A 23,915-nucleotide genomic window follows, 5' to 3' on the forward strand; every position below is an offset into this window, starting at 1 on the left:
CGCCTTCTCCGAGGTTTAGGCGAGTGACAGGACGAACGCCAGGACGAAACCCGCCGCGGTGCTGAGGGCCACGGCGGGTCCGCCGTGTTCGTAGGCTTCTGGCATCAGGGTATCCGCCAAGGATGCGATCACGGCCCCGGCGGCGAAGGCCAGTGGTATGGAGATCGCTTCCGGGTCGGTCCCGGACAGTGGCCCGGCACCTACAACGACGGCGATAACCAGCAGGGCGGCGCAGGTTACCCACAGGCCAATGATGCTCCAAGCCGACCGGCCCTGGCTCCGCATCGAGGCGGACCCCACCAGCGCTTCAGGGAAGTTGGAGACAAAGATCGCGGCCAGCAACGCCAGCCCGCCCGTGCCTTCGCCCAAGGAGATTCCCAGGGCAAGGTTTTCCGGGACGCCGTCGAGCGTGACGGCAGCCAGCAAGGCCAGGCCTGCCGCTCCGGCTGTCGACGCCGACGTGGGGCGTTTGTCGCTTGCCGCCGCATCAGTGTCGAGCTTGGCGCTGCCCTGGAACTCGTCCGCCGCCTTGGCCCGTTTCGCGTCTCCCGCCTGGGCCCACCGGTCCAGCAAAGCGCTCAGGACAGTAAAAACCACTGCACCCAGCATCAGGCCGATAGCGGCACGGATGATGCCGCCGCGTTCGTAAGCGTCCTCGAACAGTTCGAAAGCCAGGGCGGTGATCAGTGAACCGGCAGCGAAGGCCAGGAGCATGGCCAGCAGCCGCTTGGGAAGCTCGAACCGGACACCGATGACGGCACCCAGAACCAGAGCGCTGGATGCTATGACGCCAAACCACAGCGACATCATCATCCGGCAAGTATAGGAGCGTCCGGTTGACGTGGGAAGACGTGCTGGTGCCCCGCCGGAGGGGTGGGCTTTCGGCACCATGGGGTTATCTGCAAAGGTGGATCCATGACGTATTTCCTGGAGTACACGATTCCTGCAGCACCCGAAGACGCCGGGTTCGACTTCCCCCATGATGAGATCAACCCCGGCACCACCATCCCGCTCTCAGAGACCGGCGCGGAGACCGTGCACACTACGGAGCTCCCGGCCAGGACCGGCATCATTGGTGCCACCGTTCCGGAAGCGAAGCTTGAAGCTGAGCAGTTGCTCACCCACAGCCGCGCCACCGAGGGTTCCCTCTACTTTGATCCGTCCAACTCTCTTCAAGCCGGCGTTGGAACGCTCGTGGCCACGTTCAGCGAAGGCCGGGGCTGGCAGGACGCCTGACGTCCTGCCCCTGGCCCTGCTGCCGGCCTTGACCCCGGAACCCGAGTGCGCCGGTGACCGGCCTCGGCCAGCCAAACTGGGTCCGCACTCCGGGGGAGTAGAGGACCGATTCGGGCGGGCCGCCCACCTCAATGCCCGCCGAGCTGATCAGGCCATCCTGAAGCTCGTGGACATCAGCGTGCTGTAATGCCCAGGGTTCGTGGGTGTTGGGTATGTAAATGGTCCGTCCATAGAACCTGCTGTGCAGGCCGAACCGTGCTGTGACGTGCAGGGACAGGGGGTCATCGGCCACCGATCCCGGATTGGGAATGACGCTGAAGCGGCTGGCAGCGCCCTTCCGGAAGCGGCTGACGGAATAGCCGCTGGTGCCGCCGGCCATGCTTTCAGGCGGTGTCCCCGGCGGTGTTGTTCCCCACGACCGGATGCGGGACCACACATAGGGTATGCCCGCCTGCCGGGCAGCGAGGACAACAGGAAGCCGGTTCGCGTCAAGGCTCAGGAACACCACGCCCCTGGTTCCGTCCGGCTCCCGGGAGTAGAGGCGCACATTGACCTCGTTGAAGCTGCCCAGGTACGGAATTCCGGGGCCGCGGCCTATTCCGGCGCCTTTCATGCGGAAGCCGATGAGTCCCATCCAGGAAGAGCCGTCGAAAACGTCCGGCTCCACCCCTGACGGCATGAACCGGGCAGCGGATGATTCCGGGATCCGCCAGTGCAGGAAGACCGCATCAAGCCAGCGCTGGTCCATGATGACCGGCAGTGGCAGTTCAGGCGGGTCTGGCCACAGTGCCGCGGCGCTCGAGCGTTGGTCCATGCCCAATAATCCCTTCACACAACCTGGTTCTTGCTGAAACCGCCGGACAAATCACCACGGTTCTTATGATCACCGTCGCTGCACCTCCACCCTAGCCCCGGCCGGGGAACACCAAATTTCCTACGTAGGACAGGACGTAAAAGCGAGTACCCACTACTGGTGTTACCGGGCAGGGCCGCCCCTATGCTCGCTTCACGGGGGCGTCCTATCGGCCAAGTGCTCTACGCGTAGTGAAGTGGTGAGGCATGTGTCTATTTCCACCCAGCCCCCTAATTCGTTTTCCAAGCCAACAGCCGCGCCGGACGGGGCGTCCATCAGCGTCGTGATTCCCACCCTGAACGAGGCCCAAAACATTCCTTGGGTCCTTCGGCGCATGCCGTTATACGTGGACGAGGTTGTGATTGTTGACGGCCGTTCCACGGACAACACGGTTGGGGTGGCCCAAGCCCTGCGCAAGGACATTGTGGTGGTGAACGAGCTGCGCAAAGGCAAGGGGGTCGCGCTGCGGTCGGGATTTGCTGCAGCAAGCGGAGACATCATCGTCATGTTGGACGCTGACGGAAGCATGGATCCGAGGGAAATCGGCTGGTTCGTTTCCCCCCTCCAGCACGACTACGACTTCGTAAAGGGCTCCCGCTACGTCACGGGAGGGGGATCGGAGGACCTGACGTGGCTGCGGCGTACAGGCAACCGTGCGCTGACCGGGCTGGCCAACGCGGTGCTGCACAGCAACTACTCCGACCTTTGCTATGGCTACATCGCCTTCCGGCGGGAGTGCCTGGAGGTCCTGCAGCTGGAATCCGACGGATTCGAAATCGAGACGGAGCTGATTGTCAGGGCCGCCAAGGCTGGCCTCCGGATCGCCGAGGTCCCCAGCCTGGAACTGGGCCGCATTTCAGGGGTATCGAACCTCCAGACTTTCCGGGACGGATGGCGGGTGCTGGGGACAATGGCCCACGAATGCATCCTTTGGGAGGCCCCGACAGCCGGCGCACGCCCCGAGGCGCTGCGCCGCGTGAAGTACGCCTATGCCAACGTGAGCTTCCCACGAACGCCCACCGATCCCACAAGTGTTCTTCCTGCAAAAAGCGTGGCCTGAACATGACGCACGTTATGTTTCCTACGGTCACAGTGATCATCTGTGCCTACACGGCGGAACGCTGGGTGTGGTTGCTGGACGTCCTCGATTCCCTCCGCTTGCAGACCTGCGCACCCAACGAAGTCTTCGTGGTTATTGACCACAACGAGGAACTCTACGAGCAGTTGACCAATACCGTTGATGACGTCATAGTCGTCAGGAACACCGGCCCCCGCGGACTTTCCGGGGCACGCAACACGGGCGTGGACCTGGCGGACTCAGACGTCGTTGCCTTTCTCGATGATGACGCAGAGGCCGCGCCGGACTGGCTGGAACGCCTCATCACCTTCTATGACGATCCCGACGTGCTCGCAGTGGGCGGCCGGGTGGAACCATTGTGGGAGGCAGGCCGTCCCGGCTACTTCGCTGAAGAGCTGGACTGGATCGTTGGCTGCAGCCATCGGGGCCTGCCACGGGTTGCCACCGAAGTCAGGAACGTCATCGGAGCCAATATGTCGTTCCGGCTCGATGTCCTACGGACGGTGGGCGGCTTCAACCTCTCCTTGGGCCGGCGGGGATCCGTTCCCTTGGGCTGTGAGGAAACCGAGATCTGCATTCGTTCCAAGATGGGGGCCCCCGGGAGCCGCATAGTTTATGAGCCGGCCGCGCTGGTCCGCCACCATGTGCCCGCAAACAGGGGAACGGTCCGCTACATGCTTTCACGGTCATGGTCTGAAGGTATTTCAAAAGCCCAAGTAAGCCAGATTGTAGGGCACAAGCGGGCCTTGGGACCGGAGCGCCGATACGTCCGCAGAATTCTTCCCAAGGCAGTTCTTGCAGGGATCAGGGACTGGGGCCGTGGCGATCCTGGCGGCCTTGGCCGGGCGGCAGCCGTGGTGGCGGTTGTGGCCTTTACGTCCGCAGGCTATTTCCGCGGACGCCACCTTGCAGATTTTCCCAAGCGTTCCCTGGAGCAGCCGGTCCCGGCCGGGGTCAGTCCGTGGCGGGAGGTGCAGTGAACGTCGCTACCGGTCCACCGGTCGCCACCTGCCGCCGCGACGCCATCATGGACACCACCGACACCACCGGCGCCGTCCACATCATCTGACCGACAACACCCAGACAGGGGACGACAATGCGCACCTCGCAGACCAAGGCATTGCACTTCGATATTCACGGCCGCGTCACCATCCGCGTAGACGCCAATGCACCGGCAGCACACCAGCTCCGGAGCATGCTGGCCTGTTTCGCCACCCAAGCTGAACCGCCGGCCGACATCGTCGTTGACGACCGGCCGGAGTCGATGCCGGATGCGGGTTTGCTCGAGCACGAGCTTGCGTACACCGAGAACAGCGTCCGTTTTAATGCCGACCGGGTCCAGGTGGTGAGGGATGGAGAACAGTGGCGCATCCATGGGGCCGGCGAGCTGCTGACCTCCGTGGTCCCTGTCCTGGATGCTGCCATGATCGGCCGGGGAGCTGCCATGATCCATGCGGCCACAATGGCCTACCGGGGCCACGCAATCGCGCTTCCCGCTGCCGGCGGGACCGGTAAAACGAGCACCGCCGCCAAATTGATGCGCCGTGAGGGATGGTCCTTCATGGGCGATGACTGGGCCTTCCTCGCCGAGGATGCCACCCTGCTTGGCTACGCGAAGCCGATGTTCATCAAACCCCATCACAGGGACATCTACCCGCACCTGTTCGAGGGAGTCCGGAAGCCCCTCGTCCCGTCGCGGCTCTCGCAGAGCGTCGGCCGGCTCACCACACTCGTGCACCCCTTCGTCATCCGTTATCCACGCCTTGCGGACTTTTCCCGCCGATGGTCACCCGAGCACCGCATGGTGGATGCCGGGACCGCTTTCCCCGGGCGGAAAGTGACCACCACGGCCCCTCTGGCGGCCGCCATCTACGTGGAGCGCTTCGAGGGCAGCCGGACCCGGATTCTCGAACGGACCAGCGATTGGATGGTGGACCGGATGATCGGCAACTTCCACATCGAGATGGCCGGCTTTTCGCAGCGGGTTGTGACCGGCCTGGCAGCCACCTCCGTGGTCCCGTGGCGCGAGCACTTCGCGGCGAAAGGGCTCGTGCTGAGCAAGGCGCTCGACGGCCGGCCCTGCCATCTGTTGCAGGTGCCCGCCGCTTACACGGCAGACGAAGCGTCGGACGACATTGTCCGGCATCTCGAACAGTTGCTGCCCTCAGTCCTCGGCGAGCAGGCCTAGGGGGTGGACGCCGTGGATCACAGTCCCGCCGAGGTCACCGCGGTTGTCCCTGCCCGAAACGCGGAGCAGATGCTCCCGCGCTGCCTGGAGGCCCTCAGCCAGTCGGGGGTTGCCGAGATCATCGTGGTGGACGGATGCTCTACCGACGCCACGGTCGCCATCGCCCGTGCGGCCGGGGCCCGGGTGGTCAGTGACGAGGGCCGTGGCCTTCCATGGGCTCGAACACTCGGTGTGCGTAACAGCAGCACACGGTGGGTCCTGCTCGTCGACTCCGACGTGGTGTTCGGTCCCACGGGGGTAGCCGACCTGCTCTCGGAGCTGGTGGAGGGCGGCTATGACGCCCTCCAGGCCGGGCTGGAAAGCGTCGGCGGACCGGGATACTGGGGACAGGCGCTGGCACACCACCATCGCACCGGGCGCAGCCGAAACTGGTTCGGGCTCGTGGCCACGATCGTCGACCGGGAACTGATGCTGGGAGTGGGGTTCGACGACTCGTTCAAGTCCGGGGAGGACATTGAGCTGCGCTGGCGGATGCGGGACTCAGGCCTGCGCACGGCCGTGTCGCACCGGGTGATGGTGGAACACCGCTTCGCCGCAGACAACTTCGACTTCGCGCTCGACCAATTCCTGATGGACGGAACCGGTCTGGGGAGGATGATCCGCAAACACGGCTGGCGCGGCGCGAGGCTGGCGCTGCTGCCCGCCGCCGCGGCAGTCAGGGGCAGCGCCTTGAGCCTTGCCGCGGGCCAGCCCCGGTGGCTGCGCTACTACCTTGCCTTCTGCTGGTACAACTACGCGGGCCTGGCGCGGGGTCTCGCGCGGTGAGGGCTGGGCGGGGGACAGCTGAGACGAAGGCGACAACCGTCCGGCACTCCGCCCTGCGCAGCTCCCTCGGCCTCGTCGTCGCAAAGGCCGCCCAGACAGGCGCGGGCTTCGCCTTTTGGGTCGTGGCTGCGCGCGCTACGTCCGACCGCGAGGTTGGACTCACCATGGCCGCGGTCTCGGCGGTGATGCTCTGCACCCAGCTCGCGGTGCTCGGTGCCGGGTCGGCCGTGATTGTCTCAGTGGGGCGGGGGGAGCCGCCTGCGCGGGTGCTGGACGCCGCCTTTGCCATCGTGGGGGTGGCCGGCACCGGGCTGGCCCTCGGCTACCTTGTGCTGCAGGCGGCCGTGACGCCGGACACCGCCTCCCTGTCGGTGCTCTTCTGGCTGACGTTCCTTGTTGCCGCCGTTACCGGCACCATGGTGATCGTGTTGGACCAGGCGCTCGTGGCGTTGGGACGCGGAGCCAGCGCGGCCTCGAGGTATGCGTTGGGCGGCGGTGTGGCACTCGGAGCCGCAGGGCTGGTGGCCTGGCGGGCGAACGGTGCCTCCGCCGACGTGCTGATGGCCTGCTGGACCCTCGGGACCACCGTGGCGTGCGTGGTGGGTGCCGTCCAGTTGCGAAGACTGGTGGGCTACCGGCCGCGGCCGACCCTGCGTGTGGCGCGCGGCCGTTCACTGCTGGCCCTGGGCCTGCCGAACCAGATCCTTACGCTCACCGAACGCGCCCCCGGCCTGGTGCTGCCGCTCCTCCTCGCGCACATGGTGTCGCCTGAGGCCGCCGCCTACTGGTATCCAGCCTGGATGATGGCTTGGGCTGCCTATACCGCTCCCATGCTGATGGGCATCGTCCAGTTTTCCGAAGGTGTCCGGGAGCCTGACCGCCTGGTAGCCACCACCTGGGCGAGCCTCCGGTGGTCGCTCGCCGTGGGAGGCCTCGCCGCCGTCGTCCTTGTGGTTTTTGCCCGCCCGCTGCTCGGCCTGCTGGGGGAGCGCTACGCCGATTCGTCAGCGGACGCCCTCCGGCTCCTGGCGGCCGGTCTGGTGGCATACGCGGTGCTGCAGGCCTACAACGCCGTGTGCCGGGCCAGCGGCCGCTACGCTGAGGCAATCATCGTGGGTGCGGCGCTCGGAACCGTCCTGTGCGCTTCGGCGCTGGTGGCGGCCGAGAGGGGGGCCAGCGCCATGGCCCTTGCGTGGCTGGTAGTGCTCTCCACCGGTGCAGCGGCTGCCGGCATCCGGCTGTTTGTTGTCCTCCGGCGAGTGAAGCAGGACGCGAGATGACCAGCACACTCGATGTGGCCAGACGCACCGAAGCGCGCTGGAAGCCCCGCGACGTGTGGTGCGCAGTGGGGGGAGCCGGGTCGCTGGCGCTTGCCGCGGGGGCCGCCTCCACAGTGGCCGTGCCCGTGAACAGCGACCTTGGGCTCCTCGCCGTCCTGCCCTACCCGTTCTGGGTGGGGATCCTGCTCCTCAACGTTTCCTTCGCCGTCGCGCTCCGCGGGGATGCCGCAGGCCCGGCGCGCCGCCCGGTCATGCTGTGGCTCATCGCGGTGCTCGTGGTGGTGCTCTTCGGGACCGCAGCCTTCGTGACGGACATTCCGCGGGGGGAGGTCGCCTTCCGCCACCTCGGCATCGCCGACGCCCTCTCAAGGACCCAGGGCATCGACCCGGACATCGACGCGTACTTCAACTGGCCGGGCTTCTTCGCCCTCCTGGCGACCGTGCTCGGCGCGACGGGTCTTGACCCCGCCACCGTGGCATTGTGGGCACCGGTGCTCAACATGGGCCTGTGGCTCGCTGCCATGGGCGTGCTGACGCGCTACCTGACGCGCGATCCGCGGCGCCGCTGGCTTGCGCTGTGGATCTTCTGCCTCGGCAACTGGCAGGACCAGGACTATCTGTCTCCCCAAGCCTTCGGCTTTTTCCTGTACCTCGTCATCGTTGCACTGCTCGTCGGGCCCTTGGCCGCGCGGGCGCCCGGCTTCCGCGGCTTCAACCGCGCCGCACTGGAGTCATGGTGGCGGGGGCGGTCGCCCACGGAACCCCGGCAGGCCCACCGGGTAAGCGCAATCGCGGTGGTCCTCCTGCTCGTGGCCGTCATTTGCGCGAGCCACCAGCTGACACCCTTCATGCTCTTGATCGCCATGATCGCCCTCACCCTGAGCGGACGGATCTGGCCCAGCCGCCTGCCCTTCATCACCGCCGTGGTGCTGTCGCTCTGGCTCGTGTACCCCGCCAGTGCCTACCTCGTGGGGCACCCTCCACTCGAGGACGCAGGACTGCTGGCAGCAGCCGAGGCGAACGTCGTCGACCGCGTGGGCGGGACCCCCGGGCATGTGTTTGTGGTCCAGGTCCGGATGGTCCTCACCGTTGTGCTGTGGCTGCTCGCTGCAGCGGGCGCCTTGCGGGACTGGCGCAGGGGGCGGCTCGACATTCGGGTGGTGCTCCTGGCCGTCAGCCCGCTGCTGCTCTTTCCCGCGCAGGCGTACGGCGGGGAGATGCTCATCCGTGTCTCATTGTTCGCGCTGCCCTTTATCGCATTGCAGGCCTGTTCGGCCCTGCTTCCCAGGCATCGCGGCACACGTCCTTCCGTCCTCCGTGCCACGGGCCTTGCGCTGACCTGCTCCCTGCTGGCCGTGCTGACCGTGACGGGACGCTTTGGGAATGCCCAGTATGATGTCTTCACTGAGGGCGAGATGGTCGCCGTCGCCGCTGTCCAGCGTCTCGCGCCGCCAGGCTCGGCAATCATCTCCGCCGCCCATCCGACGCCATGGCGCAGCGAATCCTACCTTGAGCACAAGTACCGGACCGTCGACGAACTGTGCCAGGCAGACCTGTCGCCGGCGGTGTGTGGCCCCCTCGTTTACAACTATGCCCGGCACAATCCTGCCGGTGCCGTCCTGCTGCTCACACGCTCGTCCGAGGCGAGCCTCGTGGTGCAAGGAACCACCACTGAGCGCGGCTTCGCGGAGCTGGAGGATTGGCTGGGCGCGCAGGACGGCGTGGAGTTCGTGTTCGGCAACGCGGACGCACGCGCTTACCGGGTGGCGCCATGAGCGGCAGCGTCAGCCGGTTTACCCTGGTGCTCGGCCTCGCGGCCGTGGCATTGGCGCTGGTGACGGTGGTTGGGTTGCCGGCACCGCTGCAGGCGGTGACGGCGGCGGCCGTCCTTGTACTGCTCCCGGGGCAGGCGCTGGCGCGGCTCACACCGGTGACCGACGCCGGGCTTGGCGCGCTGCTCGTCCTGGCCCTGGGCCTCGCCACGCTCACGGCGGTGTCCACGACGATGTTCTACCTCGCTGTCTGGTCCTGGCAGGCGTGCGTCGTGACGATGGCCGCCATCACTGTCCTCGCGTGCGTGGCACGGGCACGGCAGGAGGCGGCAGGCTGATGGACCTGTTGATCGACCTGGTGGGCCTGCTCGCGGCCGCAGCACTGCTTGTCACGCTCGTGGCGCTTGAGGTGCGGCGCCCGGAACCGGACACCGGGCAGCCCGTACACCCTAGGCTCCTCGGCCTGACCATCAGCCCCCGGGTGGTTGCCGCCGGCTGGGTGGTATACCTGATCCTCTTCCTTCCGCGCCTGCTGGGACTCCTGGTATGAGCGGCGCGGCGCGATGGCTGTTCCTCAGCGACCTCCACCTGGGCGTGACGGACGACGACGCGCGGCACCCCGGCATGGTGCTGTCCGCGTTCCTGCGGCGTGAGGTGCTCTCGGCCCCGGGTCCGCTGCCGCACGTCGCGTTCGTCGGTGACACCTTCGAACTGGTCGGGTGCAGCGGGGAGGGAAGCGTGGCCCGGCTCGAGGCCATCCGCAACCGCCATCCCGGGACGTTCGAGGCGCTGGAGGCGTGTGCGGCGCACGGGGTGCAACTGCATTTTGTGTGCGGCAACCACGACGTGGAGCTGGCGAGGCCCGCGGTGGCCGCCCGCCTTGCGGCAATGCTGTCACCTGCAGAGCCGGCTCGGGTCCAGGTGCACCCGTGGTTCCTGCACGTCCCGCGGGTACTCGTGGCCGAGCACGGGCACCAGCATCACGCGCTGCACCGGATACCCGAGGTTCTCCGCGCTGCTGTCAGCGGCACCGACGGACTGGACCTGCCACCGCTCGCCGCCTGGATCGCTGAGCCGTCAAGGTCACGCCTGCGCCGTGCCGGGGCGCTTGCGCAGGCCTGCCTGGGGTCCGAACGGGCGGAACGCCGCGTACGGGAGCCCGCTTACGCCAACCTCCTGCAGGCCGAATCGTCTCGGCTCGGTCTAGACGGGGCGGCCGTCCTGGAACTGGCACGCCTGTCCCGGTTCCGCACCGTGTCGGCGTTGCCGGCTGCTGCGGCCCGCATGGCGCTGGCAGCTGCTGGGCGAAGTGCTGCGGGCGGAAAGGCCCCTGCTGCAGCGGCCAAAGTGGCACATACCCTTGAAGCCCATGGCGCCGGGGTTGCCTGGTACATTTCGGGCCACACCCACCGGGCCGTGGAATCGGCCCTCGAGGCCAGCTCAACCCGGTACGTGAACACCGGCACCTGGTGTTCGGACATCCGCGGCCGCGGACCCGACCAGTCGGACCGCCAGGCGTTCCCGTATGCCGTGGTGGACGTCGCCCGCGACGGCGCTACCAGCGGCGGGCTGCGGTACTGGCGTCCGGAAGCCGGTTGAGCCGCACCGGCAGCGCAGCGGTGCTACGGGAGTCCTCAGCCTGCAGAAGCCGCCGCTGGCTCGGCGGCCTTGGTGGATTCCTTCTGCCAGGGCCAGCGCCCGGTGATTTCCAGCTCAAGCGAGAAACTGAGGAACGTCCGGATCAGCACGATGATAGCCAGGACCCCGACGCTTTCGAACGTGGGGGTCACAGCAACCGTGCGGATGATGTCGGCCGCAACCAGCAGCTCCAGGCCCAGAAGTATGGACCGGCCCAGCAGTTGCCGGTAGGAGCGGTAGAAGCTCAGCCTGTCCGCGCCGGCGGGAAGGTTGCGTGGCTGGTGCCCGCGGAGCGCCAGCGGGATGGAGATGAGCGCGCCGATCACCATGACGGCAACTCCCGCAAAATCGACGAACTCTCCGACAGTCTCGATGATGTGCCGAAAATCCATGGTTCACGCCTTCCTCTGCGACCGGGGTCCAGTCAGCCAGCCTAATGCCGGCGCCCGCAGCCACGCCGCAGCTACGGGTGGCGGACCCCGGTCCCGGCGAGGACGGCCCGGTAGCCTTCCCGGAATGTTGGATAGGTGAACGCGAAGCCGGTACTGAGCAGGAGACCGTTGCCGCAGCGCTTGTTGCCGCCCCGCGCCGGCCCTGCGTCACCTGCCGGGGGCTCGGCGAGCCCCATCTCCGCGGCGAGGAAGCGCAGCACCGTCCCAAGGTCGGCGGGATCGTTGTCCACGCCAACATAGGTTGCTTCGGGCCGGGAGGCCATCGTGGCGAGATGGACGATGGCAGCCGCAGCGTCGTCCCGGTGGATGCGGTTGGTGTACCTGACATCCTCCGGAATAACGGCGGAACCGTTGCGTACCTGGTCGATCAGGCGGGTGCGGCCAGGGCCGTAGATGCCGCCCAATCGGAGGGACGTGGCCGTGGTGGCGGTGCCGCGGAACCGGGCCTGGATGAGCTCCTCGGCTTCCAGCAGCACGCGTCCGGAAAATCCACCGGGCGCAGCCGGCGTGCCTTCGTCCACCCAACCACCTGCGGCGTCGCCGTAGACAGCCGTGGAGGAAACGAAAAGCACCCGGCCCGGCTGTACACCGTCCCGTTCCAGGGCGTCGAGGACGTTGGTGAGTCCGTCCACGTAGCTCGCGCGGTAGGCCTCCTCGGAGGGCGAATCGGCAGCAACGGCTATAACGACGGCGGTGGTGTCGGCGGGAACCGGCGGCAGTCCCGGCGCGCTGAGGTCAGCTGCGACACCTTCGATGGCGGACGGCAGCTTCGCGGGGGAGCGGCGCCAGCCCACCACGCGGTGGCCCAGCGCGTGGAACCGCAGCCCCGCTTCGGTCCCCAGGTCACCACAGCCGGCTAGGAGGATAGTCATGGGTTACGGTGCCTCCACCGGGAAGAACACGCGCGGGTCCTGCAGGAGGGCCGGATAGGTGAAGGCGGAACGGTCGATGATTTCCGTGACCGTGAAGTTCCTGCCGAACCTGCCGTCCTCCAGCGTGATGGGCCGGCCGACAACCTGCCCCACCGCAAACTTCGCACCGTGTTCGAACGGGACAGCAACGGGAGTCTTGCCCGGGAGGGTGGAGAATGCTTCCTCCTGCGCCAGGCGCTTGCGCGTGGGCTTCTTCACAAGCTGCTTGGGCGGTGCCTTGCGGGACTGCCGGGACGGGCGCCGGGACCCGTCGTCGACGAAAACAGGGGAGTAGTCCGCGTCCGCACCGGACGCATCAGCGGCGGCAGCGGGGCTCCCGTTCACCGGCGGAAGGGCCACGGTATCCAACGACTGGGGATCGACGTCGTCGTGCGGGGACCTCAGGATCCACAGGATGTCACCCTCAGGCTCCTGCGGCAGGAACTCATGCCGGGGCTCGGGCCAGATGTAGTCCATCTCCGGTATCGCATCGGTGAAGACCGGGGTGTAGAACTTGGGTTCCTTGCGTACCAGCTTTGAGCGGTGGCTCAGGTGGAAATCGGGGTCCCCAAGCCAGGGCGGCATGGGGATCTTCGCCGCATAGTCCGGGTGGGCTGCCTGCGGCGCAAACTCAGCGATGTTGGCGCGGGTGTTGTCCGGGTGGCCGCGCTGGGTCCACTCGTCAACCATGGCCAGCCCGTACATGGTGAGTGCGGGCACGTACCCCATCCACATCCGGATGGCCGGGTGCGTCTGCCAGCCGTAGCCGGGAATCACCAGGGCACGCAGTGTCTGCAGTGCCTCAACGCGCTGCTTGCCCAGCCTGGCGGTGTCCAGGGCAGCGGCGCTCTGCCGGAAATCAGGGTACGGGAGGAAGGTTTGCATCCCTTCAGTCTGACGGCACCCGGCGGATGTGCCAATTGCAGTGCCACGGACCACATGGACGAAGCCCGGATGTTCACATAGTGGACCTATGCATACGCCGGTGCTCCCAACCCACTAAGATCACCGCAACCACCCCGGCGTTTTGGAAGCTCCCTCATGACATCAACACCTGAAAAAACCACCGCAACCGCCCCCTCCCTGCCCCGCTACGGGCAGATGCTGAGCCCGGAAGCAAAGGGCATCCTTGTCCTCGACGAGTTCACCCTTGATCCCGCCGCGGCCCGCAAGGACCAGCACCGCTTCCGCGACGGCATGGCCGCGGTCGCCCTGACAATGCGCCGCATCGCCGCGCTCCGCATTGTGATCGCCATCGTGGCCATCGGAAACCTGCCGCTGTTCCTGCTCTCGAGCGGCTGGTGGATCTACGGCGTTTCCCTCACCCTCGTGGTTGCCGTCCACGCCGCCGTCACCTGGCTGAACCGGCATGAGCCGCGGCTGAAGCAGCGCTCAGCCCTGGAACTGCACAAGCACCGCGAAAACAGCGCGAACTACCGCAAGGTCCGCGATGCCGTGAAATACATGATCGACACCCCCGCCCGGATGAACGAGCACCTTTACCTTGAGCTGCTCGCCGCCAAGCGGGTCGCCCTCAACCTGGCCCACGGCACCGTCGCCCTGCTGGACACCAGCGATGACTCGGCGTGGAAGGTGCGGATTGTCCGGGAGCTGCCCGGCGCCGCGTAGGGTCCGTCCCGGGCTGCGGCCTGGAAAAGCCATTAAAGAACGACGCCGGCGCATCCCCTTGTGGGGGCGTGCCGGCGTCGTAGTTGGTCAACGGAATTTGTCTATCGCCGACCTGATTTTGGTGCCCTTGCGGGCAGCTGCTGCGCAGCTTCAACAGCCACTAGGCCGGAAGCTGGATGACCTGTCCCGCGAACACGAGGTTGGGATCCGCAATGGTGTCCAGGTTGGCGTCGGCAAGGTGCTGCCAGCCGCCTTCAATGGCAAGCTTCTCGGCAACCTTGCTCAGGGTGTCGCCGGCCTGCAGCGTGTAGGTCTCGCCGCTCAGGGCCACGGCGGTAACATGCTTCGCAACAGGCGCCTGCGCGACGGGCGCGCTTTGCTGGACCGGGGCGCTCTGTACGGGTGCAGCTTGGACCGGGGCAGCCTGCACGGGTGCGGCCTGCACCGGAACGGACTGCGGGGCAACGCCGCTGCCGCCGCCGCTCAGGCCCAGCTGGGCCGAGCAGGAGGGCCAGGCGCCCCAGCCCTGCGAGGCCTGGACCTGCTCGGCTACGGCGATCTGCTGCTCGCGGCTTGCGTCAGCGGCTGAACCGGTGCCGCCGTAGGCAGCCCAGGTGGTGGGGCTGAACTGCAGGCCCCCGGAGTAGCCGTTGCCGGTGTTGATGGACCAGTTGCCGCCGCTCTCGCACTGTGCCAGGGCATCCCACGTGGAGGTGCTGGTGGTGGCGTTGGCCGCCGTGGCTGAGAGGGCCAGGCCAGCCGCGGAGATGGCGGCTACGGTGGCTCCGCGGCGTGCGGCAGTACGGAATTTGGTGTTTTTCATGATGGGTGATGCTCCCGAAGGCCACCTGCGCTGCTTCCGTCCCCGGAGATCATCGCGCCACTGCCCGCCCCTGACGAATAGAGGTCAACTTCGGTGGCTGCCGGCTGGGCAGTTGTGGTGAAGGCAGCACCGGGCATTCATGGGCCCGCCAGCAGCGGGCATGCTTTTCACGCTAAGACATTGGGCTGCCGTTATCAAATCGAGATTGTTCTGGGCGTTGGCTGGTGGTTTCCTGTCCGAGTGCGGTGGCCAGGTACCGCGCGGTGCGGCTCCGGGTGGAACGGGCGACGGCGGCCGGCGTCCCTGTAGCCACGATCAGGCCGCCTTTGTCCCCTCCTGACGGGCCGAGGTCAATGACCCAGTCGGCGCCGGCGACTACTGCCATATCGTGCTCAACAACCACCACGGAGTTTCCCGCGTCCACCAGGCCGTGGAGCTGGGCCATCAGGAGCTGGACATCGGCAGGGTGCAGCCCGGTGGTGGGTTCATCCAAGAGGTAGAGGCTGTGGCCACGCTGGGCCCGTTGCAGCTCAGTGGCCAGCTTGATCCGCTGCGCCTCGCCGCCCGAGAGCTCGGTGGCCGGCTGCCCCAGCCGCAGATAACCCAAGCCGACATCCCGCAGGCTCTTGAGGCTCCTCGCCGCTGCGGGGATGGTGGCCAGGAACTCGGAGGCGGCGTCCACCGTCATGGCCAGGACTTCGGCGATGTTCAGGCCGTGGTACCGGACCTCAAGCGTTTCAGGGTTGTAGCGGGATCCGGCGCATTCCGGGCAGGGGCCGTAGCTGCCGGGCAGGAAGAGCAGTTCGACGGCGACGAACCCCTCGCCCTGGCAGGTTTCGCAGCGTCCGCCCGCCACGTTGAAGGAGAACCTGCCGGCGCCGAAGCCGCGGGCCCTGGCCTGCTCCGTGGCGGCATACTCCTTGCGCACGGCGTCGAACAGGCCGGTGTAGGTGGCCAGGTTGGATCGCGGGGTCCGGCCGATGGGCTTCTGGTCCACCGTCACCAGGCGGTCAATGCGGTGGTGGCCCAGGACGGCTCCCAGTTCCAGCGGCTCCGCAGATTCATCCTGCTCAGCCGGGGTCCTTAGGCCGGAGCCCACCACCTCGCCGAGTACTTTGCTCACCAGGGTGGACTTGCCGGAGCCGGACACGCCGGTGACTGCCGTCAGGACGCCCAGGGGGAACTCGGCATCCAGCCCGAGCAGGTTGTGCCGGGTGATGTCCTTCAGCTCCAGCCACTCTTCCGGTTCCCGCACCCGGCCGGTACCGGAACGGCCAGACGGGACGGAACCGCCGTCGTCGAAAAGGAAAGGCCTGGTGACAGACGCTTCAATTCCGGCGAGGCCGTCAACCGGCCCGCTGTAAAGCACCTCGCCGCCGCCTTCGCCGGCACGCGGCCCCACGTCCACCAGCCAGTCCGCGCGGCGGACCACGTCCATGTTGTGCTCCACCACGAACACCGAGTTGCCGGACGACTTCAGCTGCGCCAGCACCTCCAGCAGCGGCTCGGCGTCGGCGGGGTGGAGCCCGGCGGACGGCTCATCCAGCACATAGATCACACCGAACAGGCCGGACCGCAGCTGCGTGGCGATCCTGAACCGCTGCATCTCGCCCGGCGAGAGGGTGGGGGTGGCCCGGCCGAGCGCCAGGTAGCCGAGCCCGAGGTCCAGCAGCACCGTGATGCGCTGGAGCAGGTCCCGGGTGATGGCCACCGCCACCTCGTTGGACTCTCCGGAAAGCTGCGTGCGGGAGGCCGTGCCGGCGTCGTCCAGTTCAGCGGTGGGGCGGACAACCTCGGCGAGCTCCGCCATGGGGAGGCCGTTGAGTTCCGCGATGGTCCTGCCGGCAAAGGTGACGGCCAGAGCCTCGGGCACCAGCCCCGTGCCCGAGCAGCGGGGGCACGGACCCGACTCCATGTAGGCCAGCACGCGTTCACGCATGGAAGCGCTCTGTGAATCGGCCAGCGTATGGAGGACATAGCTGCGGGCGCTCCAGAACTTCCCCTTGTACGGTTTGGCCACGCGGTCCCGCTGCGGGGTCACCTCCACCACGGGCTGTTCCTCGGTGAAGAGGATCCAGTCCCGGTGCTTCCTGGGCAGCCTGCGCCACGGGACGTCGACGTCGTAGCCCAGGTGGGTAAGGATGTCCCGCAGGTTCTTTCCCTGCCAGGCGCCCGGCCAGGCCGCGATGGCACCGTCGCGGATGCTCAGTGACGGGTCCGGGACCAGCGAGGACTCCGTGACGGTGTGCGCGATGCCCAGGCCGTGGCATTCCCGGCAGGCGCCCGCGGCTGTGTTGGGGGAGAAGGCGTCCGAGTCCAGCTGGGTGCTGCCTGCCGGATAGGTGCCCGCCCGGGAGAACAGCATGCGGAGGGAGTTGGAGAGCGTGGTGACGGTTCCCACCGTGGACCGGCTGCTGGGGGCGCCGCGGCGCTGTTGAAGCGCGACGGCGGGCGGCAGCCCGCTGATCAGCTCCACCTTCGGGTTGTGCCCCTGCTGGATCAGGCGGCGGGCATACGGGGCGACGGATTCGAAATAGCGCCGCTGGGCCTCCGCGTAGATGGTTCCGAACGCCAGGGAGGACTTGCCGGACCCCGAGACGCCGGTGAACGCCACGATCGCATTGCGCGGGACATCCACATCCACGTTGCGGAGATTGTTTTCGCGGGCACCCCGGACCCGGACAAAACCGTCTGCGGCGGGGGCGGGAGACGGGTACTGCAGGTCATCAGCGTGCTTAGCGTTCTGCATTGGTTCGACTCTAGTGGTGATTACGGCGCTGGGCATTATCCTGACCCGATGGATAACTTTGCCGGCGGCACTGCCGTGCCCGAGACAGAACTGGACGCAGCAGAGCTGGACGTCCCCGCCAAAATCCTTCCGGTGGCGGAGCTGCACCTGCACATTGAGGGAACCCTCCAGCCGGAGCTGATCTTCGCGCTCGCGGAGCGGAACGGCATCGCCCTCCCGTATGCAGGCCTGGACGAGCTCCGGGAAAGGTATGAGTTCACGGACCTGCAGTCCTTCCTCGACCTCTACTACGCCAACATGGCCGTGCTGCAGACGGAGCAGGACTTCGCGGACATGACCCGCGCCTACCTTGAACGGGCCGCCGCCGCAGGAGTGCGGCATGCCGAGATCATGATGGACCCGCAGGCCCACCTCTCCCGCGGCATCCCGCTGGAAACGTGCGTCAACGGCGTTGCATCCGTCCTGGCGACGTCCCAGGAAGACTTCGGGATCTCAACGCTGCTGATCGCGGCCTTCCTTCGCGACCTCAGCGAAGAATCCGCCCTGGACGTCCTGGACGGCCTGCTGGCCATGAACGCCCCGATCGCCGCCGTCGGCCTGGACTCCGCCGAGGTGGGAAACCCGCCGTCCAAGTTCGAGCGGCTCTACGCGAAAGCCCGCGAAGCCGGCCTGCGGCTGACCGCCCACGCAGGGGAGGAGGGCCCGGCGTCGTACATCATCGAAGCCCTGGACATCCTTGGCGTGGAACGGATCGACCACGGCATCCGCTGCATGGATGATCCGGACCTGGTGGAGCGCCTGGTGGATGCGCGTATCCCGCTGACGGTGTGCCCGCTCTCCAACGTCCGTCTGCGCGCCGTGGACACCCTGGCAGACCATCCCCTGCCCGCCATGCTGGCAGCCGGCCTGAACGTGTCCGTGAACTCCGATGATCCGGCCTACTTTGGCGGCTACGTGGATGACAATTTTGCCCAGCTGGGCGCGGTCTTTGAGCTCTCGGACTTCGACAAGGCCAGGCTCGCCGCCAACTCCATCCACTCGTCCTTCGCTTCCGAGGAGCGTAAGGCGGAGCTGCTGGACGAACTGAACCGCGGGGAGGCCGTGCACCCGTAACGTGTCTGAGGCAACAACAGCCGCGTCATGCGGCTAAACTGGGTGCCGCAGGCGTGTCTGGGAAGTGCAGTGCGGCACCCATGTCAGCGCTCAAGGGTTGTGCAGCCAGCCCGTTTCCCGAGACCTCAGCCTCACTTGTTGGGACGTCCGCTTAACAGTCGGTCACGACACGCAGTGTTAACCATTTCAAGTCGCGCGATTTAACGGGCAGTTGGCAAGATGCCTAAGACCGATCGCTTTTATAAAGGGGAATCATGGCCAAGTCCACCGCAGAAAACACCTTCCTTCGACTCAAGACCGTACTGGATGTCCTGACCGAAGGTGTGTGGTCAGGCGATGCGCTGAACGCGGGCCAGGTCCTCGCCGAGGCAACGGCCCGGGTGCCGTTCAACGAGCACGAGGCCGAGCTGCTCAGCGGCGGCATTCCCCGCGGCCACAAGACGCTCACCTCCGCCACGGCAAAGTTGGTCAAGGCCGGCTGGCTGGTCAAGGGCCGCTCCGGCTGGACCATCACCGACGAAGGCATGCGTGCCACGGTCGCCTTCCCGGATGCGGTTTCCTTCGCCAGCGCGCTCGACGCCGGCACGCCCATCCCTGCCGACGTCCAGGTTCCCACTGCTCCAGAGGGCTTCGTCCGGAAGACCACCGCGGTTCCCGCAACGGCAGCTGCCGCCACGGAACCCAAAAAGGCCACCAAAAAGACGCCTGCCAAGAAGGCCGCCGCCGCCGTTGGCAGGGCAGCCAAGGTGATCGAGGACGCCGTCGAACCGGTTGTGAAGGCTGTCCGCAAGGACAAGGCACCGTCCAAGACCGAGGCAGTTGCCGCACCCGCAGCGCCGGAGGCGTTTGAGGACGCGGACGTCGAGACGCACCCGCAGCCCGAAGCTGTGGCTGTTGCTGGCGACTTCAATACCTTCCTGGGCGCTCCGGAGAACTGGGCGCCGCAGTACGACGAAGCGCAGATGGAGTTCGACTTCCTGGACCAGATCTGGAAGAAGAGCGCCGAACTGCCTGCCGGTTTCTACACCTTCAAGATCGCCATCAACCGCTCCTGGGATGAGAACTACGGCGCTTACGGCACGTTCGACGGCCCCAACCACGAACTGCACCACGCCGGCGGCACCGTGACCATCCGCTACAACCACAGCACCCGCGACATCACCATCAACTAACGGGTTGCCCTCCCGCCCAACCAGGTAGCAGTTAATGTCGTTCTGGAGGCTCAAAGCGACACTTGCTGCTACCTGGTTGGGCAGGGGCGGCGCTGACAGGAGGGGAGGCACCTTGGCCAGGCACGCAGGTTCGTCATCCGGGGTGCCCGACCCTTCCAACGGTGCGGCTTCGTCCCGCGCGACAGATCCAGCTGACACGGATGCGGTCCGGCTGGAGGCGCGCGTTTTCGGCATGGTTCAGGGAGTGGGCTTCCGGTTCCGGACCATGGGCAAGGCCGAGGACCTGGGCCTGGCCGGCGAAGTGGAGAATCTCAGCGACGGTTCGGTGGCCGTGATTGCCGAGGGCCCCGAGCGTCAGGTCCGGGCACTTCTTCACTGGCTCAGTTCCCCGAACACCCCCGGCCGGGTGGAGCGTGTTGAGGATTCGTTCTCCGCCGCGCGCGGCAACTTCCGCGGTTTCAGGGCCCGCTGACCGGCATCTCCCGTCAGCCGCGCGGGCTCAGGCCCAGGAACGCACCCAGCTCCTCCAGCGCTGCGGGCCGGTGCGGCATATAGCTGGTGAGCTCGGGGGAGCGGATGATCACTGCCCGCCACTGCCCCCGTGAGACAGCAACATTGATCCGGTTCCTGTTCAGCAGGAACTCCGCTCCCCGAGGCGCCTCGGCTACGGCAGAGCAGGCCATGGACACGAGCACCACCGGCGCTTCCTGCCCCTGGAACTTGTCCACCGTCCCCACCCGGACCTCCGGCAAACCGGCTTCCTCCAACGCCCTGCGCACCAGGTGGACCTGGGCGTTGTACGCGGCCACCACCAGCAGGTCCTGCTGGCCGAGGGGCCGGAACTCATCCTCGGCGCCGGGCTTCCATTTCAGGCCCAGATGCCGCCGTGCCTGCCGCACCACTTCAGCGGCCTCCTCCGGGGATGCTGTGGTGTTGCCGGCGTGCTCTACGAACACTGTCTCGACGCCGGGCGGCAGCTCCTCGAGGTTGCGCAGCGACGCCGCCGGCGCGGACTGCAGCTTTCCCTCGTAGCTGAGCCGTGACACCGCCCGGCACAGGTCCGGATGCATCCGCCAGCTGTCCGCCAGGAAGTAGCCCAGGCTGGCAGGCAGGGTGGCGTGCCCCGCAGCCAGCCAGCCCAGCGCCGATTCATCCACCGGCTCCGGGTGGGCCCCTTGGCTGACCTGCGGAAGCTGCTGAGGATCGCCCAGCAGGAGGAGCCGCTTGGCCGCGCGCGAAACCGCAAGGGTGTTGGCCAGCGAGAACTGGCCCGCCTCGTCGATCACCAGGAGGTCCAGCGAGCCCGCCGGGACTTCCTTGCCCGTCATGGTCCACGCCGTTCCGCCCACCAGGCAGCCGCCGGGGGAGGCGAGCAGCCGGGCGACGTCGCCGTCGGCCGTCTGGGTCCAGGGGACATCGTGCGGCGCAGCCAGCTTCTTCGCCACAACCGTGGGGGAGACGCCGCCGGTGGCGATGGCACGGCAGAGCAGGTTTTCCACCACGTTGTGCGACTGGCCCACCACGCCGATCTTCCAGCCGTCAGCCACGAGGTGGCCGATGACGTGGGCCCCCACGAACGTCTTTCCTGTTCCCGGAGGGCCCTGGACTGCCAGGTAGGAGTGGCCAAGGTCCCGAAGCGATGCCGTGATGGCTGCAGCGTAGTCCGGAGCGCCCGAGGTGTCATGGCGCACCCCTGCCGGGCCGGGAAGGCTGTGGAACTGCGGGGCCCGTTTCCGCAGGATGTCCAGGCCGGGATGGGCCGGCAGTGACGGAAGGGAGGCGCCCACCGTGCGGGCAAGCTCGGCGATGGCAGCCTCGATGCTGGTGGTGGCCAGCGGCTGGTCCTCGGTGAGGGCGACGGGAAGGTGCGGGTAGGCGGCCACCTTCCCGGTCTCCCGCTCGGCAACCGTGATGATGGTGTGCTCCGGGTTGTCGGGCGCGGGAGCAACGCCGCTGATTTTCGTCCCAAAGGAGAAAGCCCGCGCACCGGGGGCAGCATCCTGGGCAGCCATGCCGTCAGGTGGCGAGGCGTCGTAGAGCCGGCACCAGGTGGAGTCCGCGCGGAAGTCCGAGCCCTCCGTCATGGTGCCGCGGAGCCGGAGGGTCCGGGTCCGCATCCGTTCCCGGGGCTTGGCAAGCGCCCAGTCCGAGGCCACCTCCGCCGAGGACACCAGGAACACGTTGCGCTGGTCCGCCCAGTTTTCCACCGGTGCCTCCACGCGGTCGAAGTGCTGCCACCAGAACTGCTTGCGTTCGCGGCGGTGGTAGCCCGTGGCGGCGGCAACCATGGCGATTGCGCGTTGGTCTTCACTCCAGGCCAGGTCCTCGGGCAGTCCCGCCAGGAATTCGCGCAGCCTGGTTTCCTCAGGCGTCTCCTCCGCGGCCGCCGCGCGCTCCGGGGATGCTCCCTGGGGCGGTTGGCCGGCGGAAGCGGCACGATCAGCTTGTGCCCCGCCGGGCTGCCCCGCCACGTCCAGCAGCCAGTCCCGGAGCTTGAGCGTGGACAGGCAGTCGTACTGGTTGTAGTCGGAGATGGATGCCAGGACCTTCCCTGCTTCGGCTGAGCGCCCCGCGTCCCTGGCTGCACAGTAGGCGGCGTACGCAACAACGGATGCTCCGGCGTCTTTGACCTCACCGGAGCGCAGGTTGCTGCCCATGTACAGCGGTTCGAGTTTCTTGATCGAGTAGGACGCCTCCGAGATGCGCAGTGACTGCCGGACGGTGGCATAGAGATCCACCAGCAGCCCTTCCCGCAGCCATGCGTCCACCGTGTCTTCCCCGGCCTGGTGCGCCAGGGAGAGGTTCCGGAGGGCCGTTTTTTCGTAGGCGGCGTAGTGGTAGACATGCATGTCCGGATAACGGGCGCGGCGTTCTTCCACGTACGCGAGGAAGTCCAGGAAGGCGCGGCGTTCCTCGGCCCGGGAGTGCGCCCAGAACGGGCGGAACACGGGATCGCCGTGATGGTCCGGAACCGGCGCCTCAACAACGCCGAACAGGTACTCGATGCCCCAGGCGCCGGTGGCCGGATCCTGCCAGAGGGGATCACCCTCGAAGTCGAAGAAGATGTCCCCGGGGCTGGGCGGTGGGAGCAACCCGATGGTGTTTTCCGGGAGGACGGTGAACGAGACGGTGTGGGGCGCCCCGTCCTTGGTGAACGTCCGGGACCCCGCCACGGCGTCCAGGCCCAGCTGCATCCGCGCCTGGGCCCGCAGCCGGACCACGGAATTCCTGGCGTCCCCGGCAGGCATGGCCGCCAGTTCATCGATGGTGGTGATGCCCGCCGCATGGAGCTTCTTCCGCTGCACCACGGACATCCCCGCCACCATCAGCAGGTCCCGGTGCACCTGCACCTGCTCGGCGCAGTAGTCGCACCGGCCGCAGTGGACCACCCCTTGTTGCTGCCACTGCACAGTGGCGTTCCCTGCCCGGTGCTGCGCAGTGAGCTCGCGGAAGCGCCGCCGCCGTTCCCGGAACGCCGGCAACAGATCGGGCAGGGAATGGCTGCTGCGGAGCCAGTCTTCACCCACGCGGGTCCCCAGCACCAGGGTGACCACCGGAGAGGGCTCCAGCCCCATCCCGAGCAGCTGGTCGCCGTAGGCCGCAAGCTGCAGGAGGGCGCCCACCTTCGCGTGGCGGGCAAGCTTGGTGTCCCAGACCTCGTACCGGCCGGGGTTGCCCGTGCCTGCGGCCTCGTTGACCAGGAAGTCCGCATAGCCCAGGAACTCCCCGTCAAAGAAGGTGGCCTGGAACACCACGTCCGCCCCGGACCGCAGGGCAAGCTCGGTTTCCGCGTTCTTGGCCTGCAGGTCCCCGCGCAGGTTCTGGCCACGTTCCAGGGAGTAGACGCCGGCGCCGCGGCTGGCATCCCACTCACCGTATTTGCCAATCAGGCTGGCCAGGACGGTCTGCTCGTGGTGGTCGCCCAGTTCGCCGGCGCGCACCTGCATCTCGTCGGCGGGGAACTCGGCCTTGGGGGAGCGGCCCAGCTTCTCGTCCAGTACCCGAAGCGTCCGGTACTCACACTCGCTGGCGGCAACAAGGTCGCTGGCGGAAAACACCAGGTCCGGCGGCGCGCCGGCCGCTGCGGCTTCGAGCAAGAACACGGGGCCTCCCCATCGACAGCCGGGCTGTCATCCTCAGGCTGTTATTGCCAGAACCGGAGACTGTTCCCCGGCCCTGATCCAAACGTAGCAAGA

Annotated in this window: 22 protein-coding genes; 14 read left to right on the forward strand and 8 right to left on the reverse strand. The window is 67.3% G+C overall.

Annotated elements, in window-relative coordinates:
• Positions 1-15: 15 nt before the first annotated feature.
• On the reverse strand, positions 16-813 hold the full coding sequence (locus ACIQF4_RS14405) for a ZIP family metal transporter (protein ID WP_350003951.1): 798 nt from the start codon (positions 811-813) through the stop codon (positions 16-18).
• A 102-nt stretch (positions 814-915) separates the two neighbouring features.
• Here ACIQF4_RS14405 and ACIQF4_RS14410 point away from each other — a divergent pair, with 102 nt between their 5' ends.
• Positions 916-1,236: a hypothetical protein gene (locus tag ACIQF4_RS14410; protein ID WP_350003950.1), complete on the forward strand. Its 321-nt coding sequence runs from the start codon at positions 916-918 to the stop codon at positions 1,234-1,236.
• Here the strand turns inward: ACIQF4_RS14410 and ACIQF4_RS14415 are convergent.
• On the reverse strand, positions 1,205-2,050 hold the full coding sequence (locus tag ACIQF4_RS14415; protein WP_400516346.1) for a YqjF family protein: 846 nt from the start codon (positions 2,048-2,050) through the stop codon (positions 1,205-1,207). The genes ACIQF4_RS14410 and ACIQF4_RS14415 overlap by 32 nt on opposite strands.
• Before the next feature lie 247 nt (positions 2,051-2,297).
• Between ACIQF4_RS14415 and ACIQF4_RS14420 the strand changes: the two genes are divergently transcribed.
• From ACIQF4_RS14420 to ACIQF4_RS14460, 9 genes are all read left to right on the forward strand, one after another.
• The gene (locus ACIQF4_RS14420; RefSeq protein ID WP_400516345.1) at positions 2,298-3,149 is read left to right on the forward strand and encodes a glycosyltransferase family 2 protein; all 852 of its coding nucleotides are present in this window, start codon (positions 2,298-2,300) and stop codon (positions 3,147-3,149) included.
• Positions 3,150-3,151: 2 nt separating this feature from the next.
• Complete coding sequence (locus ACIQF4_RS14425) at positions 3,152-4,147, forward strand: glycosyltransferase family 2 protein (RefSeq protein ID WP_400516344.1); 996 nt, start codon at positions 3,152-3,154, stop codon at positions 4,145-4,147.
• A 116-nt stretch (positions 4,148-4,263) separates the two neighbouring features.
• Positions 4,264-5,355: a hypothetical protein gene (locus ACIQF4_RS14430; RefSeq protein WP_350003946.1), complete on the forward strand. Its 1,092-nt coding sequence runs from the start codon at positions 4,264-4,266 to the stop codon at positions 5,353-5,355.
• Positions 5,356-5,367: 12 nt separating this feature from the next.
• On the forward strand, positions 5,368-6,180 hold the full coding sequence (locus ACIQF4_RS14435; RefSeq protein ID WP_400516343.1) for a glycosyltransferase: 813 nt from the start codon (positions 5,368-5,370) through the stop codon (positions 6,178-6,180).
• Between the two features lie 122 nt (positions 6,181-6,302).
• Positions 6,303-7,460, forward strand: coding sequence for a polysaccharide biosynthesis protein (locus ACIQF4_RS14440; RefSeq protein WP_400516342.1), 1,158 nt, complete (start codon positions 6,303-6,305; stop codon positions 7,458-7,460).
• On the forward strand, positions 7,457-9,235 hold the full coding sequence (locus tag ACIQF4_RS14445) for a glycosyltransferase (protein WP_400516341.1): 1,779 nt from the start codon (positions 7,457-7,459) through the stop codon (positions 9,233-9,235). Before ACIQF4_RS14440 ends, ACIQF4_RS14445 begins: the two co-directional genes overlap by 4 nt.
• On the forward strand, positions 9,232-9,570 hold the full coding sequence (locus ACIQF4_RS14450) for a hypothetical protein (protein WP_350003942.1): 339 nt from the start codon (positions 9,232-9,234) through the stop codon (positions 9,568-9,570). Before ACIQF4_RS14445 ends, ACIQF4_RS14450 begins: the two co-directional genes overlap by 4 nt.
• Entirely contained in the window at positions 9,570-9,782 is a 213-nt protein-coding gene (locus tag ACIQF4_RS14455) for a hypothetical protein (protein WP_350003941.1), read from the forward strand. The genes ACIQF4_RS14450 and ACIQF4_RS14455 overlap by 1 nt, the downstream gene beginning before the upstream one ends.
• On the forward strand, positions 9,779-10,831 hold the full coding sequence (locus ACIQF4_RS14460; RefSeq protein ID WP_400516340.1) for a hypothetical protein: 1,053 nt from the start codon (positions 9,779-9,781) through the stop codon (positions 10,829-10,831). The genes ACIQF4_RS14455 and ACIQF4_RS14460 overlap by 4 nt, the downstream gene beginning before the upstream one ends.
• Before the next feature lie 35 nt (positions 10,832-10,866).
• Here the strand turns inward: ACIQF4_RS14460 and ACIQF4_RS14465 are convergent, their stop codons facing one another.
• The 3 genes from ACIQF4_RS14465 to ACIQF4_RS14475 form a co-directional block, all read right to left on the reverse strand.
• Complete coding sequence (locus ACIQF4_RS14465) at positions 10,867-11,262, reverse strand: DUF1622 domain-containing protein (RefSeq protein WP_400516339.1); 396 nt, start codon at positions 11,260-11,262, stop codon at positions 10,867-10,869.
• 71 nt (positions 11,263-11,333) lie between these two features.
• Positions 11,334-12,194 (reverse strand): SDR family oxidoreductase, encoded by an 861-nt coding sequence (locus ACIQF4_RS14470; protein WP_400516338.1) that lies wholly within the window; start codon positions 12,192-12,194, stop codon positions 11,334-11,336.
• A gap of 3 nt (positions 12,195-12,197) precedes the next feature.
• Positions 12,198-13,118, reverse strand: a complete 921-nt coding sequence (locus tag ACIQF4_RS14475) for an MSMEG_6728 family protein (RefSeq protein ID WP_350003937.1) — start codon at positions 13,116-13,118, stop codon at positions 12,198-12,200.
• 156 nt (positions 13,119-13,274) lie between these two features.
• Between ACIQF4_RS14475 and ACIQF4_RS14480 the strand changes: the two genes are divergently transcribed.
• A complete protein-coding gene (locus tag ACIQF4_RS14480) occupies positions 13,275-13,862 on the forward strand; it encodes a hypothetical protein (RefSeq protein ID WP_400516337.1) in 588 nt (195 codons plus the stop codon).
• A 160-nt stretch (positions 13,863-14,022) separates the two neighbouring features.
• On the opposite strand, the gene ACIQF4_RS14485 is transcribed toward ACIQF4_RS14480, so the two are convergent.
• Together ACIQF4_RS14485 and ACIQF4_RS14490 are read right to left on the reverse strand one after the other, a co-directional pair.
• Entirely contained in the window at positions 14,023-14,685 is a 663-nt protein-coding gene (locus ACIQF4_RS14485) for a transglycosylase family protein (protein ID WP_400516336.1), read from the reverse strand.
• Between the two features lie 172 nt (positions 14,686-14,857).
• Positions 14,858-17,434, reverse strand: a complete 2,577-nt coding sequence (locus ACIQF4_RS14490) for an ABC transporter (protein ID WP_400516334.1) — start codon at positions 17,432-17,434, stop codon at positions 14,858-14,860.
• Positions 17,435-17,482: 48 nt separating this feature from the next.
• On the opposite strand from ACIQF4_RS14490, the gene ACIQF4_RS14495 reads away from it, so the two are divergent.
• From ACIQF4_RS14495 to ACIQF4_RS14505, 3 genes are all read left to right on the forward strand, one after another.
• Positions 17,483-18,547 carry an adenosine deaminase gene (locus ACIQF4_RS14495; RefSeq protein ID WP_400516333.1) on the forward strand — a complete coding sequence of 355 codons (1,065 nt, stop codon included), beginning with the start codon at positions 17,483-17,485 and terminating at the stop codon, positions 18,545-18,547.
• Positions 18,548-18,801: 254 nt separating this feature from the next.
• Complete coding sequence (locus ACIQF4_RS14500) at positions 18,802-19,719, forward strand: glycosidase (protein WP_400516332.1); 918 nt, start codon at positions 18,802-18,804, stop codon at positions 19,717-19,719.
• Positions 19,720-19,831: 112 nt separating this feature from the next.
• Positions 19,832-20,191: an acylphosphatase gene (locus tag ACIQF4_RS14505; RefSeq protein ID WP_400516331.1), complete on the forward strand. Its 360-nt coding sequence runs from the start codon at positions 19,832-19,834 to the stop codon at positions 20,189-20,191.
• A 13-nt stretch (positions 20,192-20,204) separates the two neighbouring features.
• On the opposite strand, the gene ACIQF4_RS14510 is transcribed toward ACIQF4_RS14505, so the two are convergent.
• Positions 20,205-23,822, reverse strand: a complete 3,618-nt coding sequence (locus tag ACIQF4_RS14510) for a TM0106 family RecB-like putative nuclease (protein ID WP_400516330.1) — start codon at positions 23,820-23,822, stop codon at positions 20,205-20,207.
• Between the last annotated feature and the right edge of the window lie 93 nt (positions 23,823-23,915).

It is taken from the genome of Pseudarthrobacter sp. NPDC092202, assembly GCF_044755505.1.
Taxonomy (GTDB): domain Bacteria; phylum Actinomycetota; class Actinomycetes; order Actinomycetales; family Micrococcaceae; genus Arthrobacter.

Excerpts from the sequence above, each read along its gene's own strand:
- ACIQF4_RS14450 (WP_350003942.1), top strand. The coding sequence starts at position 9,232 with ATGAGCGGCAGCGTCAGCCGGTTTACCCTGGTGCTCGGCCTCGCGGCC.
- ACIQF4_RS14485 (WP_400516336.1), bottom strand. The coding sequence starts at position 14,685 with ATGAAAAACACCAAATTCCGTACTGCCGCACGCCGCGGAGCCACCGTA.
- ACIQF4_RS14500 (WP_400516332.1), top strand. The coding sequence starts at position 18,802 with ATGGCCAAGTCCACCGCAGAAAACACCTTCCTTCGACTCAAGACCGTA.
- ACIQF4_RS14405 (WP_350003951.1), bottom strand. The coding sequence starts at position 813 with ATGATGATGTCGCTGTGGTTTGGCGTCATAGCATCCAGCGCTCTGGTT.
- ACIQF4_RS14445 (WP_400516341.1), top strand. The coding sequence starts at position 7,457 with ATGACCAGCACACTCGATGTGGCCAGACGCACCGAAGCGCGCTGGAAG.
- ACIQF4_RS14425 (WP_400516344.1), top strand. The coding sequence starts at position 3,152 with ATGACGCACGTTATGTTTCCTACGGTCACAGTGATCATCTGTGCCTAC.
- ACIQF4_RS14430 (WP_350003946.1), top strand. The coding sequence starts at position 4,264 with ATGCGCACCTCGCAGACCAAGGCATTGCACTTCGATATTCACGGCCGC.
- ACIQF4_RS14495 (WP_400516333.1), top strand. The coding sequence starts at position 17,483 with ATGGATAACTTTGCCGGCGGCACTGCCGTGCCCGAGACAGAACTGGAC.
- ACIQF4_RS14490 (WP_400516334.1), bottom strand. The coding sequence starts at position 17,434 with ATGCAGAACGCTAAGCACGCTGATGACCTGCAGTACCCGTCTCCCGCC.
- ACIQF4_RS14415 (WP_400516346.1), bottom strand. The coding sequence starts at position 2,050 with ATGGACCAACGCTCGAGCGCCGCGGCACTGTGGCCAGACCCGCCTGAA.
- ACIQF4_RS14410 (WP_350003950.1), top strand. The coding sequence starts at position 916 with ATGACGTATTTCCTGGAGTACACGATTCCTGCAGCACCCGAAGACGCC.
- ACIQF4_RS14455 (WP_350003941.1), top strand. The coding sequence starts at position 9,570 with ATGGACCTGTTGATCGACCTGGTGGGCCTGCTCGCGGCCGCAGCACTG.
- ACIQF4_RS14475 (WP_350003937.1), bottom strand. The coding sequence starts at position 13,118 with ATGCAAACCTTCCTCCCGTACCCTGATTTCCGGCAGAGCGCCGCTGCC.
- ACIQF4_RS14460 (WP_400516340.1), top strand. The coding sequence starts at position 9,779 with ATGAGCGGCGCGGCGCGATGGCTGTTCCTCAGCGACCTCCACCTGGGC.
- ACIQF4_RS14480 (WP_400516337.1), top strand. The coding sequence starts at position 13,275 with ATGACATCAACACCTGAAAAAACCACCGCAACCGCCCCCTCCCTGCCC.
- ACIQF4_RS14470 (WP_400516338.1), bottom strand. The coding sequence starts at position 12,194 with ATGACTATCCTCCTAGCCGGCTGTGGTGACCTGGGGACCGAAGCGGGG.
- ACIQF4_RS14465 (WP_400516339.1), bottom strand. The coding sequence starts at position 11,262 with ATGGATTTTCGGCACATCATCGAGACTGTCGGAGAGTTCGTCGATTTT.